Origin of the sequence: Staphylococcus sp. HMSC036D05 (genome assembly GCF_001836225.1) — a bacterium.
In the GTDB taxonomy this organism is placed as follows: domain Bacteria; phylum Bacillota; class Bacilli; order Staphylococcales; family Staphylococcaceae; genus Staphylococcus; species Staphylococcus caprae.
Genome location: NZ_KV827781.1, coordinates 1021211 through 1034279 on the forward strand (window position 1 = coordinate 1021211; position 13069 = coordinate 1034279).

Annotated in this window: 13 protein-coding genes; 5 read left to right on the forward strand and 8 right to left on the reverse strand. The window is 33.5% G+C overall.

The features are described 5' to 3' along the window. Window positions 1-95: 95 nt before the first annotated feature. The 4 genes from hpf to fakB1 all read right to left on the reverse strand — a co-directional run bounded on the left by hpf (window position 96) and on the right by fakB1 (window position 3678). On the reverse strand, window positions 96-671 hold the full coding sequence (gene hpf / locus HMPREF2580_RS09460; protein WP_002441524.1) for a ribosome hibernation-promoting factor, HPF/YfiA family: 576 nt from the start codon (window positions 669-671) through the stop codon (window positions 96-98). A 61-nt stretch (window positions 672-732) separates the two neighbouring features. Continuing rightward, a complete protein-coding gene (locus HMPREF2580_RS09465; protein ID WP_070832335.1) occupies window positions 733-1413 on the reverse strand; it encodes a ComF family protein in 681 nt (226 codons plus the stop codon). Next, a complete protein-coding gene (locus HMPREF2580_RS09470; RefSeq protein ID WP_176747477.1) occupies window positions 1406-2662 on the reverse strand; it encodes a DEAD/DEAH box helicase family protein in 1257 nt (418 codons plus the stop codon). Before HMPREF2580_RS09470 ends, HMPREF2580_RS09465 begins: the two co-directional genes overlap by 8 nt. A gap of 149 nt (window positions 2663-2811) precedes the next feature. Next, a complete protein-coding gene (gene fakB1, locus HMPREF2580_RS09475; protein ID WP_002441519.1) occupies window positions 2812-3678 on the reverse strand; it encodes a fatty acid kinase binding subunit FakB1 in 867 nt (288 codons plus the stop codon). A gap of 144 nt (window positions 3679-3822) precedes the next feature. On the opposite strand from fakB1, the gene HMPREF2580_RS09480 reads away from it, so the two are divergent. Beyond that, window positions 3823-4464 (forward strand): YigZ family protein, encoded by a 642-nt coding sequence (locus HMPREF2580_RS09480; RefSeq protein WP_002441517.1) that lies wholly within the window; start codon window positions 3823-3825, stop codon window positions 4462-4464. Window positions 4465-4544: 80 nt separating this feature from the next. On the opposite strand, the gene HMPREF2580_RS09485 is transcribed toward HMPREF2580_RS09480, so the two are convergent. Continuing rightward, complete coding sequence (locus HMPREF2580_RS09485) at window positions 4545-5630, reverse strand: glycosyltransferase family 4 protein (protein ID WP_037541531.1); 1086 nt, start codon at window positions 5628-5630, stop codon at window positions 4545-4547. A 412-nt stretch (window positions 5631-6042) separates the two neighbouring features. On the opposite strand from HMPREF2580_RS09485, the gene HMPREF2580_RS09490 reads away from it, so the two are divergent. From HMPREF2580_RS09490 to pepT, 4 genes are all read left to right on the forward strand, one after another. Then, window positions 6043-7113 (forward strand): GGDEF domain-containing protein GdpS, encoded by a 1071-nt coding sequence (locus tag HMPREF2580_RS09490; protein WP_070832338.1) that lies wholly within the window; start codon window positions 6043-6045, stop codon window positions 7111-7113. 540 nt (window positions 7114-7653) lie between these two features. Then, window positions 7654-8415, forward strand: a complete 762-nt coding sequence (locus HMPREF2580_RS09495) for a threonine/serine exporter family protein (protein WP_002441511.1) — start codon at window positions 7654-7656, stop codon at window positions 8413-8415. Between the two features lie 15 nt (window positions 8416-8430). Further along, the gene (locus HMPREF2580_RS09500; protein WP_002441510.1) at window positions 8431-8925 is read left to right on the forward strand and encodes a threonine/serine exporter family protein; all 495 of its coding nucleotides are present in this window, start codon (window positions 8431-8433) and stop codon (window positions 8923-8925) included. A gap of 20 nt (window positions 8926-8945) precedes the next feature. Beyond that, the gene (gene pepT / locus HMPREF2580_RS09505) at window positions 8946-10178 is read left to right on the forward strand and encodes a peptidase T (protein WP_070832341.1); all 1233 of its coding nucleotides are present in this window, start codon (window positions 8946-8948) and stop codon (window positions 10176-10178) included. Window positions 10179-10252: 74 nt separating this feature from the next. On the opposite strand, the gene HMPREF2580_RS09510 is transcribed toward pepT, so the two are convergent. From HMPREF2580_RS09510 to HMPREF2580_RS09520, 3 genes are all read right to left on the reverse strand, one after another. Then, entirely contained in the window at window positions 10253-11371 is a 1119-nt protein-coding gene (locus HMPREF2580_RS09510) for a glycerate kinase (protein ID WP_002441504.1), read from the reverse strand. A gap of 298 nt (window positions 11372-11669) precedes the next feature. Next, the gene (ytxJ, locus tag HMPREF2580_RS09515) at window positions 11670-11990 is read right to left on the reverse strand and encodes a bacillithiol system redox-active protein YtxJ (protein ID WP_002441501.1); all 321 of its coding nucleotides are present in this window, start codon (window positions 11988-11990) and stop codon (window positions 11670-11672) included. A gap of 147 nt (window positions 11991-12137) precedes the next feature. Beyond that, window positions 12138-13028: an EMYY motif lipoprotein gene (locus HMPREF2580_RS09520; protein ID WP_037541183.1), complete on the reverse strand. Its 891-nt coding sequence runs from the start codon at window positions 13026-13028 to the stop codon at window positions 12138-12140. Window positions 13029-13069: the final 41 nt, after the last annotated feature.

The window sequence follows — 13069 nt, forward strand, 5'->3', positions numbered from 1 at the left end:
AAAAAAGAGAGGTTTCTATTCGATTAAATAGAAACCTCTCTCATCAAACTAACTGTAGACGAACTACAGAATTATATATCACTTTCAAATTATAATTATTCAGTTGTTTCAATCAAACCATATTTACCATCTTTACGACGATAAACGATACTTGTACCATCTGTTTCTCTATCCGTAAAGATAAAGAAATCGTGTCCTAATAAGTTCATTTGTAATACTGCCTCTTCAGAGTCCATAGGTTTTAAACTGAATTGTTTTGAACGGATAATTTCAATATCGCTGTCATTATCAGGTTCTTCGGCACCACTGACTTCTTCGGGTGTAGCTTCTTGTACTTCAGCTACAAAGACTTCTTGATCTCCACGATCTCTATGTTTACGATTTACACGTGTTTTATATTTACGTACTTGACGTTCTAATTTGTTTGTAATTAAATCAATGCCAGCGTATAAATCATCGTGTCTTTCTTCAGCTCTTAATGTAACGTCTTTTAATGGAATAGTGACTTCAATTTTAGTAGCTGAGTTAGAATAAGTTTTAACTTTAACGTGTGCGACTGCATTAGGCACATTGTTAAAATAACGCTCCAACTTACCAATTTTTTCCTCAATATAGTTGCGAATAGCATCTGTGATAGTGAGGTTATCTCCATGAATTTCAAATCTAATCATAGTCATCTCTCCTTTAACCTCGAATATTGGTAATCCTTAACTATATTTTATCACGTTTAGCCTATCGTGCAAACGCAAACACTTTGAATTTTCTGACATTTAATGCTGATAATTTACACCCTGCATGATGTATTGTTAACCCTGTAGTATAAATATCATCAATAAGTAAAATTACTTTATCGCTTAAATCCATCTTTTCATCTTTGATATAAAAAGGATTCATCGCTTTCGCTCGTTCTAATTTACCTAATTTAGATTGTTTTGGTCGTAGATTTGTTCCTAAAATATTCACATATTTAACGCCCATTTTATCTAAAACAGTTGCTACTGGATTATATGTACGTTCTACATCTCTCTCATTAGGAGATGGTATAGGCACGATCATATCATAGTCTGTTCGAGGTAATTTTAATTTTTGTGCCAACACTTTTGAAAGTTCATAATCCCTCATAAATTTATATTGATGTATTGTTTCTTTCATTATTCCTTGATATTTATAGTCACAATATAATTGTTCCATTAAGCGGAAATCATTTTCCAAAAACTGACAATCTAAACAAACCTGTGTATCAGTCGTCTTCAAGTTAAGACATCGGGCGCATCTCTCTTCATCATCATTGAGTAATTTAATTGCTGCCCACTTTTTTTCGCATTCCTCACAAAATTGTCGAGGTGGTTTAAAAAAATTATAAATATGTAGCACGTCATGAATTGGATTCATACATTGTAAACATCTAGACATCTAACCACCCTTTTTCTATTCCTAAACGATTCATCGCTACAATATCTCTTTTAGCCAAAATCATAGATAGACTGACCCCTTCATGAAGAAATAAAACAAGGCCTTGAGGTGCTTCTATTTTACGCCCAACTCGTCCAGCAATTTGTACCAATGCAGCCTTTTCAAATGTTTCAGCATTCATAACTATGACGTCTAACTTCGCCATAGTAAAACCTCTTTCAAGAATAGTCGTAGTAAATACGATTAAATGTTCACCTCTTCGTAATGCTTCTACCTTTTCAAACCTGTGCGCATCTTCACTAGAAACACTTATTAAATTAGGTATCAATGTTCGATATTTAAGATAGGTCTGGTGCATCGTTTCAATATGATTAAAAAATACTAACGTATACCGTTGTTGATCCATTTGTTTCTGAAAAATATTTAATAATTGCGGTTGCACACGTGATTCATTTAATTTGAAATATTTAAATTGAGGTACTGGAAGCGGATGTCTATGGAAACGGGCAGGAAGTTTAATTACTTGATTCGAAGACATTTGTTGTAGTAAATGACGTGGAGGCGTGGCCGTCATGTAAATGTGAGAATGAATAGATTTGGAAGCAGTTTGAATAGCAATGGTGAGTTGGGGATCCATCGATAGAGGAAAAGCATCGACTTCATCGATGAAAATAGTATCGAAATGTTGTTTAAACCTAAATAATTGATGGACAGTCGAGATCACAAAATGACCATTATATTCTTGAGAATGTTTTTGATGAAGAATATCAATCTCTTCATTTTTGAAAGCATCTTTGATTCGTTGACTAATTTCAATGACCACATCGACTCTAGGTGAAAGTATAGCTATATTATGACCAAGCTGACGAGCTAAACGTATGCCTTCAAACATCATTTCTGTCTTACCTGCTCCTGTGACCGCATATAATAAGAGATTCTTTGAATGTTTGATTGCATTAACAATTGATTTCGATGCATATTGTTGTTGTTCTGACAACGTAAAGGGAAGCTCATACGCACCATCTGAGATGTTCTGAACACTCTCTGTAATTCGATATTCTGTGACACTATCTATTCTTCCTAATTGAATACACCGTCTGCAGTAAATCATTTCTTCTTTTAAATATGAAGAATAATAAGTGGAAAAGTAATCATGATCTTTATTACTGCACTGAATACAATAATGATGACCATCTTTATCGATAATCCCTTTTGTATGGTAAGCAATCTTCTCACCATTTAACTGCACCGTAGGAAAAATAAGTTTACCGTAATGTTTGATTTCATATCACTTCTTTCACAAAAAAAGCCTGAAACAACTTTAAAAATTAAGATTTCACTAAACTTTCGTCGTAAAAACTTAATCTTTATTCATGTCTCAGACTTTATTTCAAAATATTAATTAATTTCAATTTTTCTAGGGAAGTAACCTACACCTAAACCACCAGAACCTAAATGAGAAGCAACTACTGGACCGAATTCAGAATACTGAACATTCACATGAGGATGATCATCTTTAAGTTGTTGCAAGAATGCCTTTCCTTCTTCAGTTTTATCGCCATTAATCACGAATACTGTAACTTCATCTAAACCTTCTATTAATTCAAAGATGTTATTTTCTAACGATTTAAGAGCACGTTTTTTAGTACGCACTTTTTCATGTGGATGAATTTTACCATCTTCTTCAAAGCGAAGTACAGGTTTCATTTTTAATAAAGTGCCGACCCATGCTTGTGCACCAGTAATACGGCCACTTTTTTGTAAGTTTTTCAAATCATCAACAATAAGATATGCACCAATGTGTTCTCTGATTTCATGTAATTCTTTAATAATTTCCTCAGCTGTATACCCTTTTTCTACTAATTGTAGTGAGTAAATCACGAAGCTACCTTCAATCATTGCTGCTAATCTTGAATCGAAAGTATGTACGTTGATACCTTCAATCATCTCACCTGCTTGTGTTGCAGATTGATAGCTGCCACTAATACCACTAGATAAATTTATCACAATAACATCAGTGTATCCTTCGTTTTTTAGTTTCTCGTAATTTTCTAACCATTCACCTATTGCTGGTTGGCTAGTAGTTGGAATTGTCTTAGATGAAGCCATTTTCTTATAAAATTCGTCAATTGAGAAATCATCGTTCTCTGTAAATGTTTGTCCGTCATCAAATGTCACACTTAACGGGGCAATCGGTATATTATATTTATCAATGATTTCTTGTGGTAAATAACCTGTTGAATCGGCCATTACTGCAATCTTCATACTAGTCCTCCTCAATTATACTCATAGTCATAATACAATATTTTTTTGAAAAAGAAAATCTTATTTAAATGATTTAGACACACGAAAGTTATGTGTATAATAATATTAGTGAAAATTGAACGGAATTGCAGGTGACAAAAACAAATGGCGAAACCATTGATTACAATTAAAGAAGCGCATTCGATTGAAAATGTCATTAATAAATCTCGATTTATTGCGTATATCAAACCAGTCCATTCTGAAGATGAAGCAAAATCATTTATTAACGAAATTAAATCTAAACATAAAGATGCCACACACAATTGTTCAGCCTATACAGTTGGTCCCGAAATGAATATCCAGAAAGCTAACGATGATGGCGAACCCAGTGGTACAGCAGGTATACCTATGCTTGAAATATTAAAAAAGCTTGATGTTCACGATGTATGTGTAGTCGTTACACGTTATTTTGGCGGGATTAAATTAGGTGGTGGCGGACTCATTCGTGCCTATAGCGGTGCAGTAAGAGATGTGATTTACGATGCCGGAAGAGTGGAATTAAAAGAAGCGGTTCCAGTAACCGTAACACTTAGTTATGATCAAACTGGCAAATTTGAATATGAACTTGCCTCAACACCTTATATACTAAGAAATCAATTTTATACCGATAAAGTAAGTTATCAAATTGATGTCGTAAAGGAAGATTACGAAGCATTCATTCACTTTTTAAACCGAATCACAGCAGGTAATTACGATATTGAAAAAGAAGATATTAAACTTCTTCCTTTTGATATTGCTACAACATAATGAAATAAAGTATTAACCTAAAAAAACACTATTGCGAATGAGGTGTTCTACTCAACTTTCCTCACACGCGATAGTGTTTCTTATGATTTAGGAGGCTGTTGCTCATCATATCGATGTTGCTTACGGTCTCCTTTTCTAGTGATTAAATTTAAAACTGGACGATAATTATCATCTATTAAACCTGTGAACTCTACAATCAATTCTATTGTGAAAATAATCAAGATAAACATCATGAGTGCACCGAGTGGTTGTGATAAGTAAAGAATCACACTCGAAAGACTAAACATAATTGCAATGGAATATATAAGTAACACTGTTTGTCTATGTGTATATCCAAGTGCTAGTAACTTATGATGTAAATGTGATTTATCAGCTTGCATAATATGCTGACCCTTTTTCATTCGACGAATCATTGCAAACAGCGTATCGATGAATGGTACAGCGAGGATTACAATAGGGAAGAATAACGCAATAAACGTAATATTTTTAAAACCAAGTAAAGATAAGAAGCCAATAATAAAACCAATCATAAGCGCGCCACTGTCTCCTAGGAAAATCTTAGCTGGGTGGAAATTATAAAATAAAAACCCTAGTAGTGAGCCTAGAAGCACACAACATATCATGATGATAAAGATATTAGCTTGTAAAATTGCAATAAATCCTATGGTCATTAAACCTATTGCTGAAACGCCAGATGCCAATCCATCTAATCCATCGATTAAATTAATCGCGTTCGTAATCGCCACAATCCAAATAATAGTAATCGGTATGCTAAAAATACCAAAATGAATTGTAGGTCCCATTGGTAATGAGATAAAATCTATCGTAATACCATAAAATGTTACAACGCCTGCCGCAACAATTTGACCTGCAAGTTTAATGTACGGTTTCAAATCATATATGTCATCGATAAGCCCTACAAGATACATAATAATAGCACCTAATATGAGCGGTTTAACCTCTCTTTCAATAGGATGGCCTAACCAAATGCCTATTAAAAAGGAGAATAGTATGACAGTTCCACCCATCACTGAGATCGGTTTGGTATGTACTTTTCTAAAATTAGGCCGATCTACCAAATCCAATTTCTTCGATACTACAATGATAATGGGCGTAATTATTAAACTGACTATCATGGTAAATGCTATGAGTAGTAAAGTATACATCAGTTCACCTTCATCAAATAAGTTAATCAATATCTAAATATTTATTGTGTAGCTCTCACCATCTCTTCAACGATATAGCGTTGACATTTCTACACAATTCTTTTTAGTTACTACCTCTAGACGTATCAGCGTTACCACAATGAGTAAGTAACGCTCCCTCCCCTATAGCCTAGTATCATTTCTATCGGAATGCCCTTCCCGATAAAGTTTTCAATTATAACTTAAGGTATAATAAAAAAATTATCATACACTTTCGAATTTCAATTCAAATACATTTTTTCTATCATACCATTTAAGCGACCATTTTAACATTAAATACCATTTTATGTATGAAATTTCTGATGCTAAGTGATGACAAATTGTAAGTTTTCACTTACAATAGCTAATGGTCAACGAAGGAGTCGGTTAAGAAATGTTTGAAGCAATCGTTTACAACATATCTGTCATGGTTGCAGGTATATACTTATTTCACAGATTACAATATTCAGAGAACAAAAGAATGGTGTTTTCTAAAGAATATGTAACAGTTTTAATGACACTCGTTTCTTTACTTTTAGCTGCATATCCCATTCCATTTAAAAACGAATATCTCGTTCACTTAACTTTTGTTCCATTACTATTCTTAGGACGCTATACAAATATGATTTATACACTCGCCTCAGCATTTATTGTAGCCTTAGTCGATGTGTTCATATTTGGCAATTCAATTATTTATGGCATCACTTTAGTCGTCATAGCTGGTATTGTGAGCGCAGTGGGACCATTCTTAAAGCAAAACGACATCATCTCTTTACTTATTTTAAATGTAATAAGTATCATTATTCTATTAATTTTAGCGTTAGTAAGCCCAATTTATGATTTAATCGAGATTCTTGTACTTATTCCAATTTCATTAATCATCACAATCTCTTCCGCTATAACATTTGTTGATATTTGGCATTTCTTTTCATTGGTTAACCGTTATGAAAATGAAGACAAATATGACTACCTTACAGGTTTAGGCAATGTTAAAGAATTTGATAGACATTTAAATGAAGTTTCAAGTCAAGCTGAAGAGAAGACTCAAAGCTTAGCTTTATTACTGATCGATATTGATGGATTCAAAGATGTTAATGATACCTATTCACACCAATCAGGCGACGCTGTACTTAAACAAATGTCACAGCTATTAAAAAATTATGTTCCAAATCAGTTTAAAATTTTCAGAAACGGTGGCGAAGAATTTTCTGTTGTAATTCGAGATTATACATTAGATCAAAGTGTTAAATTAGCAGAAAACATTCGTTCAGGAGTGGAGAAATCATCATTCCATCTTCCAAACAAAGAAGTCATTAAACTATCCGTTTCAATTGGTGTTGGTTACTTAACGCAAGAAGATCGCAAATCTCAACGTAAGGTATTTAAAGATGCCGATGATATGGTTCATGTTGCTAAAAATGAAGGACGTAATAAAGTCATGTTTAACCCTATAGTTAAATTATAAGTCATTATACTGCTATCATAGATGTAGGAATGTTCAACTACGTGTTGAAATACCATCTATGCATAGCAGTTTTTTTAAATTTATTAAGCGGATTACGGTCATCCCTATTCAAATAAGAAACCACATTTACTTAACGAAGTATTGATGGCGACACGCCTGCAGGAATAGCATGAGTATTGAGACTACTTGTAAGTCAGTTGATTTTTAAAAGACAGGCTACCGCAGTAGCTGATTGATATTGAGCTCATAAAATGGCTCAACATCTAATCATCCTTGCGGGGGTGATAATACGAATTCTTAAATTCTAGAATTCTGTATCACTCCCAAGCCATGCCCGCGGCAAGGGAGCTAAGCAATACGAAGTGTTGGTATACCATCCTAAACTTTATAATATGTTATTTGAAGTATGGAATAATTATGTAATTCATTTACTTATATGAAATCATTTATCAAAATCATGGTGTCTATTGAAAGTTACAGGCGCAAGTTGTAAACTTCAATTGTTCATAAAAAATAAAACGATCTTGGAGGTGAACGTGTATGTCAGATTCAATCACTATTATCGATGAAAATAAAGTGATTGATGTAGTCTTGATTGCAGGTAGAATTTTACTTGAAGCGGGCGCAGAAACATACCGCGTTGAAGATACAATGAATCGTATTGCACATAGTTACGGTTTACATGATACATATAGTTTCGTTACGTCTACTGCGATTATTTTTTCACTTAATGATAGAACGAGTACAAGACTTATACGTATTCGCGAACGTACCACAGATTTAGAAAAAATCGCACTAACAAACAGTTTGTCACGAAAAATCTCCAACAATCAACTTACAATTGATGAAGCTAAAACTGAATTAATTCACCTAAGAAAGGCATCATTACAATATTCATTTTTAATGAATATCATCGCATCATTTGTAGCTTGTGGCTTTTTCTTATTTATGTTTGGAGGAACCGCTTCCGATTTCTGGATTGCATGTATTGCTGGGGGTGCAGCATTTTTAACGTTTAGTTTTGTACAAAAATACATTCAAATTAAATTCTTCTCAGAATTTGTAGCATCAGCGGTTGTCATTAGTATCGCTGCCATTTTCACTAAATTAGGAATTGCTCAGAATCAAGATATTATTACGATTGCCAGTGTAATGCCCCTCGTTCCAGGAATTTTGATTACCAATGCCATTCGTGACTTATTAGCTGGTGAATTACTTGCGGGAATGTCACGTGGCGTGGAAGCTGCACTCACTGCCTTTGCGATTGGTGCCGGCGTGGCAATTGTATTATTACTATTATAAGAAAGGCTGTTAACGATGTTATTTTACTTATTTCATTTTACAATTAGCTTTATTTCCACAGTCCTTTTTTCAATTATATTTAACGCCCCTAAAAAGTTACTTGTCGCTTGCGGTTTTGTAGGTGCAGTCGCTTGGACAATTTATCAACTTACTGTTGGGATGGACTTAGGGAAAGTGGGCGCTTCTTTCCTAGGAAGTCTAATATTAGGATTAATGAGCCATACGATGAGCAGACGTTATAAAAGACCCGTCATTATCTTCATTGTTCCAGGAATCATTCCACTTGTGCCAGGAGGCGCTGCATATGAAGCTACACGTTACTTAGTTTCAAACGATTATACTAACGCAGTAAACACCTTCTTAGAAGTCACATTAATTTCCGGAGCCATCGCCTTTGGTATTCTTGTCTCAGAAATCATCTACTACATCTACACACGTATCAAACAGTATTATGGTAAAATCAAAGGTAAAACTTATAAGAAATCTTATAATATGAACAACAGAGTATAATTCTAAGGGGGATGATTACAATGAAAGCACAAATCATAGACAGATTAACAAGATATGTAAAAATCGACACACAATCTGATCCAAATTCAGAATCTACACCTTCTACAGAAAAGCAATGGGACTTATTACGATTATTAGAAAGTGAACTTCAAACTTTGGGATTATCTACAGATATAGACGAGTACGGTTACCTGTTTGCGACGTTAGAAAGCAATGTTGATTATGACGTACCTACAATCGGTTTCTTAGCACATGTAGACACATCTCCAGACTTTAATGCAACTGGCGTCAACCCACAAATCATTGAAAATTACGATGGTCAAGCACTTCAATTAGGTAAAACAAACCGTGTGCTTAACCCGAGCGTCTTTCCAGAATTAAATCACCTTATCGGACATACACTCATGGTTACAGACGGAACTTCATTACTTGGAGCTGACGATAAAGCCGGTGTGGTAGAAATTATGGAAGGTATTAAATATTTAATAGAGCACCCAGAAATTAAACACGGACACATTCGTATAGGATTTACACCGGATGAAGAAATTGGCAGAGGTCCTCATAAATTTGATGTTGAACGCTTTAATGCTGATTTCGCTTATACAATGGATGGAAGTCAGTTTGGTGAGCTTCAATTTGAAAGTTTTAACGCAGCAGAAGCGACGGTGACATGTCACGGTGTGAATGTGCATCCTGGTTCAGCTAAAAATGCGATGGTCAATGCAATTAGTTTAGGCCAACAATTTAATAGCCTACTTCCACCTAAGGAAGTCCCTGAACGCACAGAAGGTTATGAAGGTTTCTATCATCTGATGAAATTTGAAGGAAATGTTGAGAAAGCGACACTTCAATATATTATTCGTGACCACGATAAAAAGGAATTTGACTTACGTAAAAAACGTTTGATGGAAATTCGCGACGATATTAATACTCACTATGAAGGTTATCCTGTTAAAGTTGACGTTCACGATCAATATTATAATATGGCTGAAAAGATTAAACCTTTACATCACATCATTGATATTCCTAAACGTGTATTCGCGAAATTAGATATCACACCTAACACAGAACCTATACGTGGTGGTACAGATGGTTCACAATTATCATTCATGGGATTACCTACTCCAAATATCTTCACAGGGTGTGGTAACTTCCATGGTCCGTTTGAATATGCTTCTATTGATGTAATGGAAAAAGCAGTTCAAGTTGTAGTGGGAATTGCTGAAGAGGTTGCTAAAAAAGAAAGTAATTAAAGTGTTATAGATAGTAAAACGTCGGGCGAAAAGTTTAGAATTTCGCCCGACGCTTTTTTTAAAATTGATAAACTTTATTGATTTAAACTCGTTTTGAGTAATTTAAGTGCTTGAACAGTATAGTGTCGAATTTGAATACCCATTTTGAAATCTGTATACGTTTCTGGCATATCTATAAATGTATTAAACATTGCTGTCACACCTTGTGACTCAAATAAATCAAACTTATCACTTGTCGCACAAATTGCAATTGCAGGTTTATGATATTTAGATGTTAAATCTGCAATTCGTAATGTCGTCGTTTCAAGAATTTGATCATCTTCTTTTAATCCTTCACCAAAAATGATTAAATCAGCTTGTTCAATTAAATCTTCTAAATGCGTAATTTGATTAACAAGTTCATGACTAGTTAAAATTTCAGCTTGATACAATCCTTTCAAGACAGCAGCAATACCACCGCCCGCGCCACCACGTTCAATAGGACCAATAGCTAATTTAAGTTCACTTTTGAATAATTCACTAAAATACCATACTAAATTATCAATTTCCGCAGCTTCATTTTGAGTTAATCCGTGCGCTTGGTACGTTTGCATGATTTCACTTTGTTTACCATATAAACGACTTGAAAAATCAGACATTAATTGTAATCGCGCCTCTGCAAGTTGAGGATGAATATTAGATAAATCCATTCTTCTAATGTATTTAATCTTATAAGCGCCTTCACTTACATCAACAATATTGGCCTCATCATCATAAAATTTTGCACCAAGTGCTTGTAACATTCCTGCACCAGCATCAAAGCTGCCAATGCCACCTAAAGAGATGATGATGTGTTTCGCATCATTATCGAGTGCTGCTTTTAAAACTTCTCCTAAACCATAACTTGAACGCTTATCGATAGGTTGATTCCCATTTAAGAATAGGTTCCCTTCTATCACGGTCATTCCACTATCAGTACGTCCATACATCGCTTCGACTTCATTCATATCAGCGTCATGTGCTTTAACGCGATACTTACTTCCAGATTGCCAAAGAAATACAGAATCCATTAACTCGTGACGTCCATTAAATAAAGGAACTTGAACAACATCTGCATCTTCAATTTGACTTGCTACCGCTTCTTCAACATATCTATTCGCTTGATAACTAGAAATAATTCCATTGAATTCATCCATGGCTACTAAAACTTTCATTGTCTTAACCACCTTATATCTTTTCTCTTTTTGGAAAATGATTTACAACTTAAATAATATAAAATATTCTCTATTCGATGATGAATGATAAACAATATGTTAAGTTCAAATAATCATTAACATTATCGTTTACATTTCATTTTTAAATTTATAAAAACGAACTGTGCGCTAACACTTATTCATTAACACATTATACATTTTTTACGTTTGATTTTCATAACATACGAAAAGCTTGCCATAAACTATCGTCAAACGATATCTATGACAAGCTCTATTTCTTTAAAAATAATGATTTGATTTATTCCTCAGCTTGTGCAAGTTGAGAAACGTTAATATCATCATGATCTGCATTCCATTTCATTTCACCATCTACAAAGTAGAAAGCTTGTGGTGATTCATGTTTTACGTTTGTTTTTTCAGCAATATAGTCCGATAATTTACGCTCTTGTTGTACGATTAAATAGTAACCATCAATATCTCTTTCATATAAAAACTTATTGAATTGATCATACGCATTTGCAGAAATTGGACAAGTTTCACTGTGTTTTAATATAAAAACATATTTGTTCTCTTCTAAGACTTGTTCAAATTGGTCAATTGAACTCAGCTTAATAGCCATTCTATTCACCTCTAAAAATATTTATCACATTTTATGAGCATATGCGTGATATTCATATCCCAAAAATCATCTCAGTGGGTACAATTATACACACTCTGCTGTGTAATGTTAACCATCAATTTTTATTTTATTTAATATAAATCTCATCTAATTTACTTTTTCTTTTAACTCATTATATTGTTGATTGAAGTCTTTATCTTTGTTAGAGATATCTTTACCCTCTTTTGGAAGTTTATCGACATCAATTTTAGATAATTTTTCACTTACTTCAATTGTGTCTACACGCGTATCATAATAATTTTGTAAACTATAATACATTTCAATCGCATTTTTTCTCGCATTATCTACATGTGAATCAGATATATTTGTTTGGTTAATATCTTTAATTTGCTTGTCAATCAACGGTGAAATGTGATCATTGATTGCTTTCTTAGCTGAATCTGAATCAGTTGTAGAAGAATCGAGATATTTTTTAGCTGTAGATTTTAATTGTTTATTATTTGCCTCTAGCTTAGACGTTAATTGATCTGCATCACTTTTATTTGTAGCTTTATTGATGTCGGACTCTACTTGCGATCTATTCTTCTCGAAAAGTTTCGTATAATCTAATATGTCTTCATTATCTTTAATTGAACGATTACATAAATCGACAAATGATTTTAAATCTTTGATTGAAGATTCTTTTGATTTCACACTTTCTAAATAAGTTGCGCGGAGTTTTTTAACATCATTTGTTTTTGCCGGTAATTGTTGTGTAGATTTCTTATATTTTTTAAATTCGGGAATGAGATAATTATTAATATCCTTTTGAAGTGCAATAAATTCTTTTTTATTTTTATCGGTCGTATCTGTTTTACTCAAATTATCTAACTCTTTTAAATGTATCTTATCTATAACTTCTTCAACATTTTCTTGCTTTTGCTTAACATCTTTATATTGATGTTCAAAATCCTTTAAATCTTTAGTTGATTTACTTCCACATGCAGTCAAAGTAATAGCAAAAATAACAATTGTAGTGATAAATAGTAATTTTTTCATATCTGCACCCCTTATCATTAAACATTATACATAAACGTATT

Bases quoted from the DNA above. Each gene is read 5' to 3' on its own strand.
- HMPREF2580_RS09495 (WP_002441511.1), top strand. From the start codon at position 7,654: ATGTCAGATTCAATCACTATTATCGATGAAAATAAAGTGATTGATGTA.
- HMPREF2580_RS09520 (WP_037541183.1), bottom strand. From the start codon at position 13,028: ATGAAAAAATTACTATTTATCACTACAATTGTTATTTTTGCTATTACT.
- pepT (WP_070832341.1), top strand. From the start codon at position 8,946: ATGAAAGCACAAATCATAGACAGATTAACAAGATATGTAAAAATCGAC.
- HMPREF2580_RS09490 (WP_070832338.1), top strand. From the start codon at position 6,043: ATGTTTGAAGCAATCGTTTACAACATATCTGTCATGGTTGCAGGTATA.
- HMPREF2580_RS09500 (WP_002441510.1), top strand. From the start codon at position 8,431: ATGTTATTTTACTTATTTCATTTTACAATTAGCTTTATTTCCACAGTC.
- HMPREF2580_RS09485 (WP_037541531.1), bottom strand. From the start codon at position 5,630: ATGTATACTTTACTACTCATAGCATTTACCATGATAGTCAGTTTAATA.
- HMPREF2580_RS09510 (WP_002441504.1), bottom strand. From the start codon at position 11,371: ATGAAAGTTTTAGTAGCCATGGATGAATTCAATGGAATTATTTCTAGT.
- fakB1 (WP_002441519.1), bottom strand. From the start codon at position 3,678: ATGAAGATTGCAGTAATGGCCGATTCAACAGGTTATTTACCACAAGAA.
- HMPREF2580_RS09465 (WP_070832335.1), bottom strand. From the start codon at position 1,413: ATGTCTAGATGTTTACAATGTATGAATCCAATTCATGACGTGCTACAT.
- hpf (WP_002441524.1), bottom strand. From the start codon at position 671: ATGATTAGATTTGAAATTCATGGAGATAACCTCACTATCACAGATGCT.
- ytxJ (WP_002441501.1), bottom strand. From the start codon at position 11,990: ATGGCTATTAAGCTGAGTTCAATTGACCAATTTGAACAAGTCTTAGAA.
- HMPREF2580_RS09480 (WP_002441517.1), top strand. From the start codon at position 3,823: ATGGCGAAACCATTGATTACAATTAAAGAAGCGCATTCGATTGAAAAT.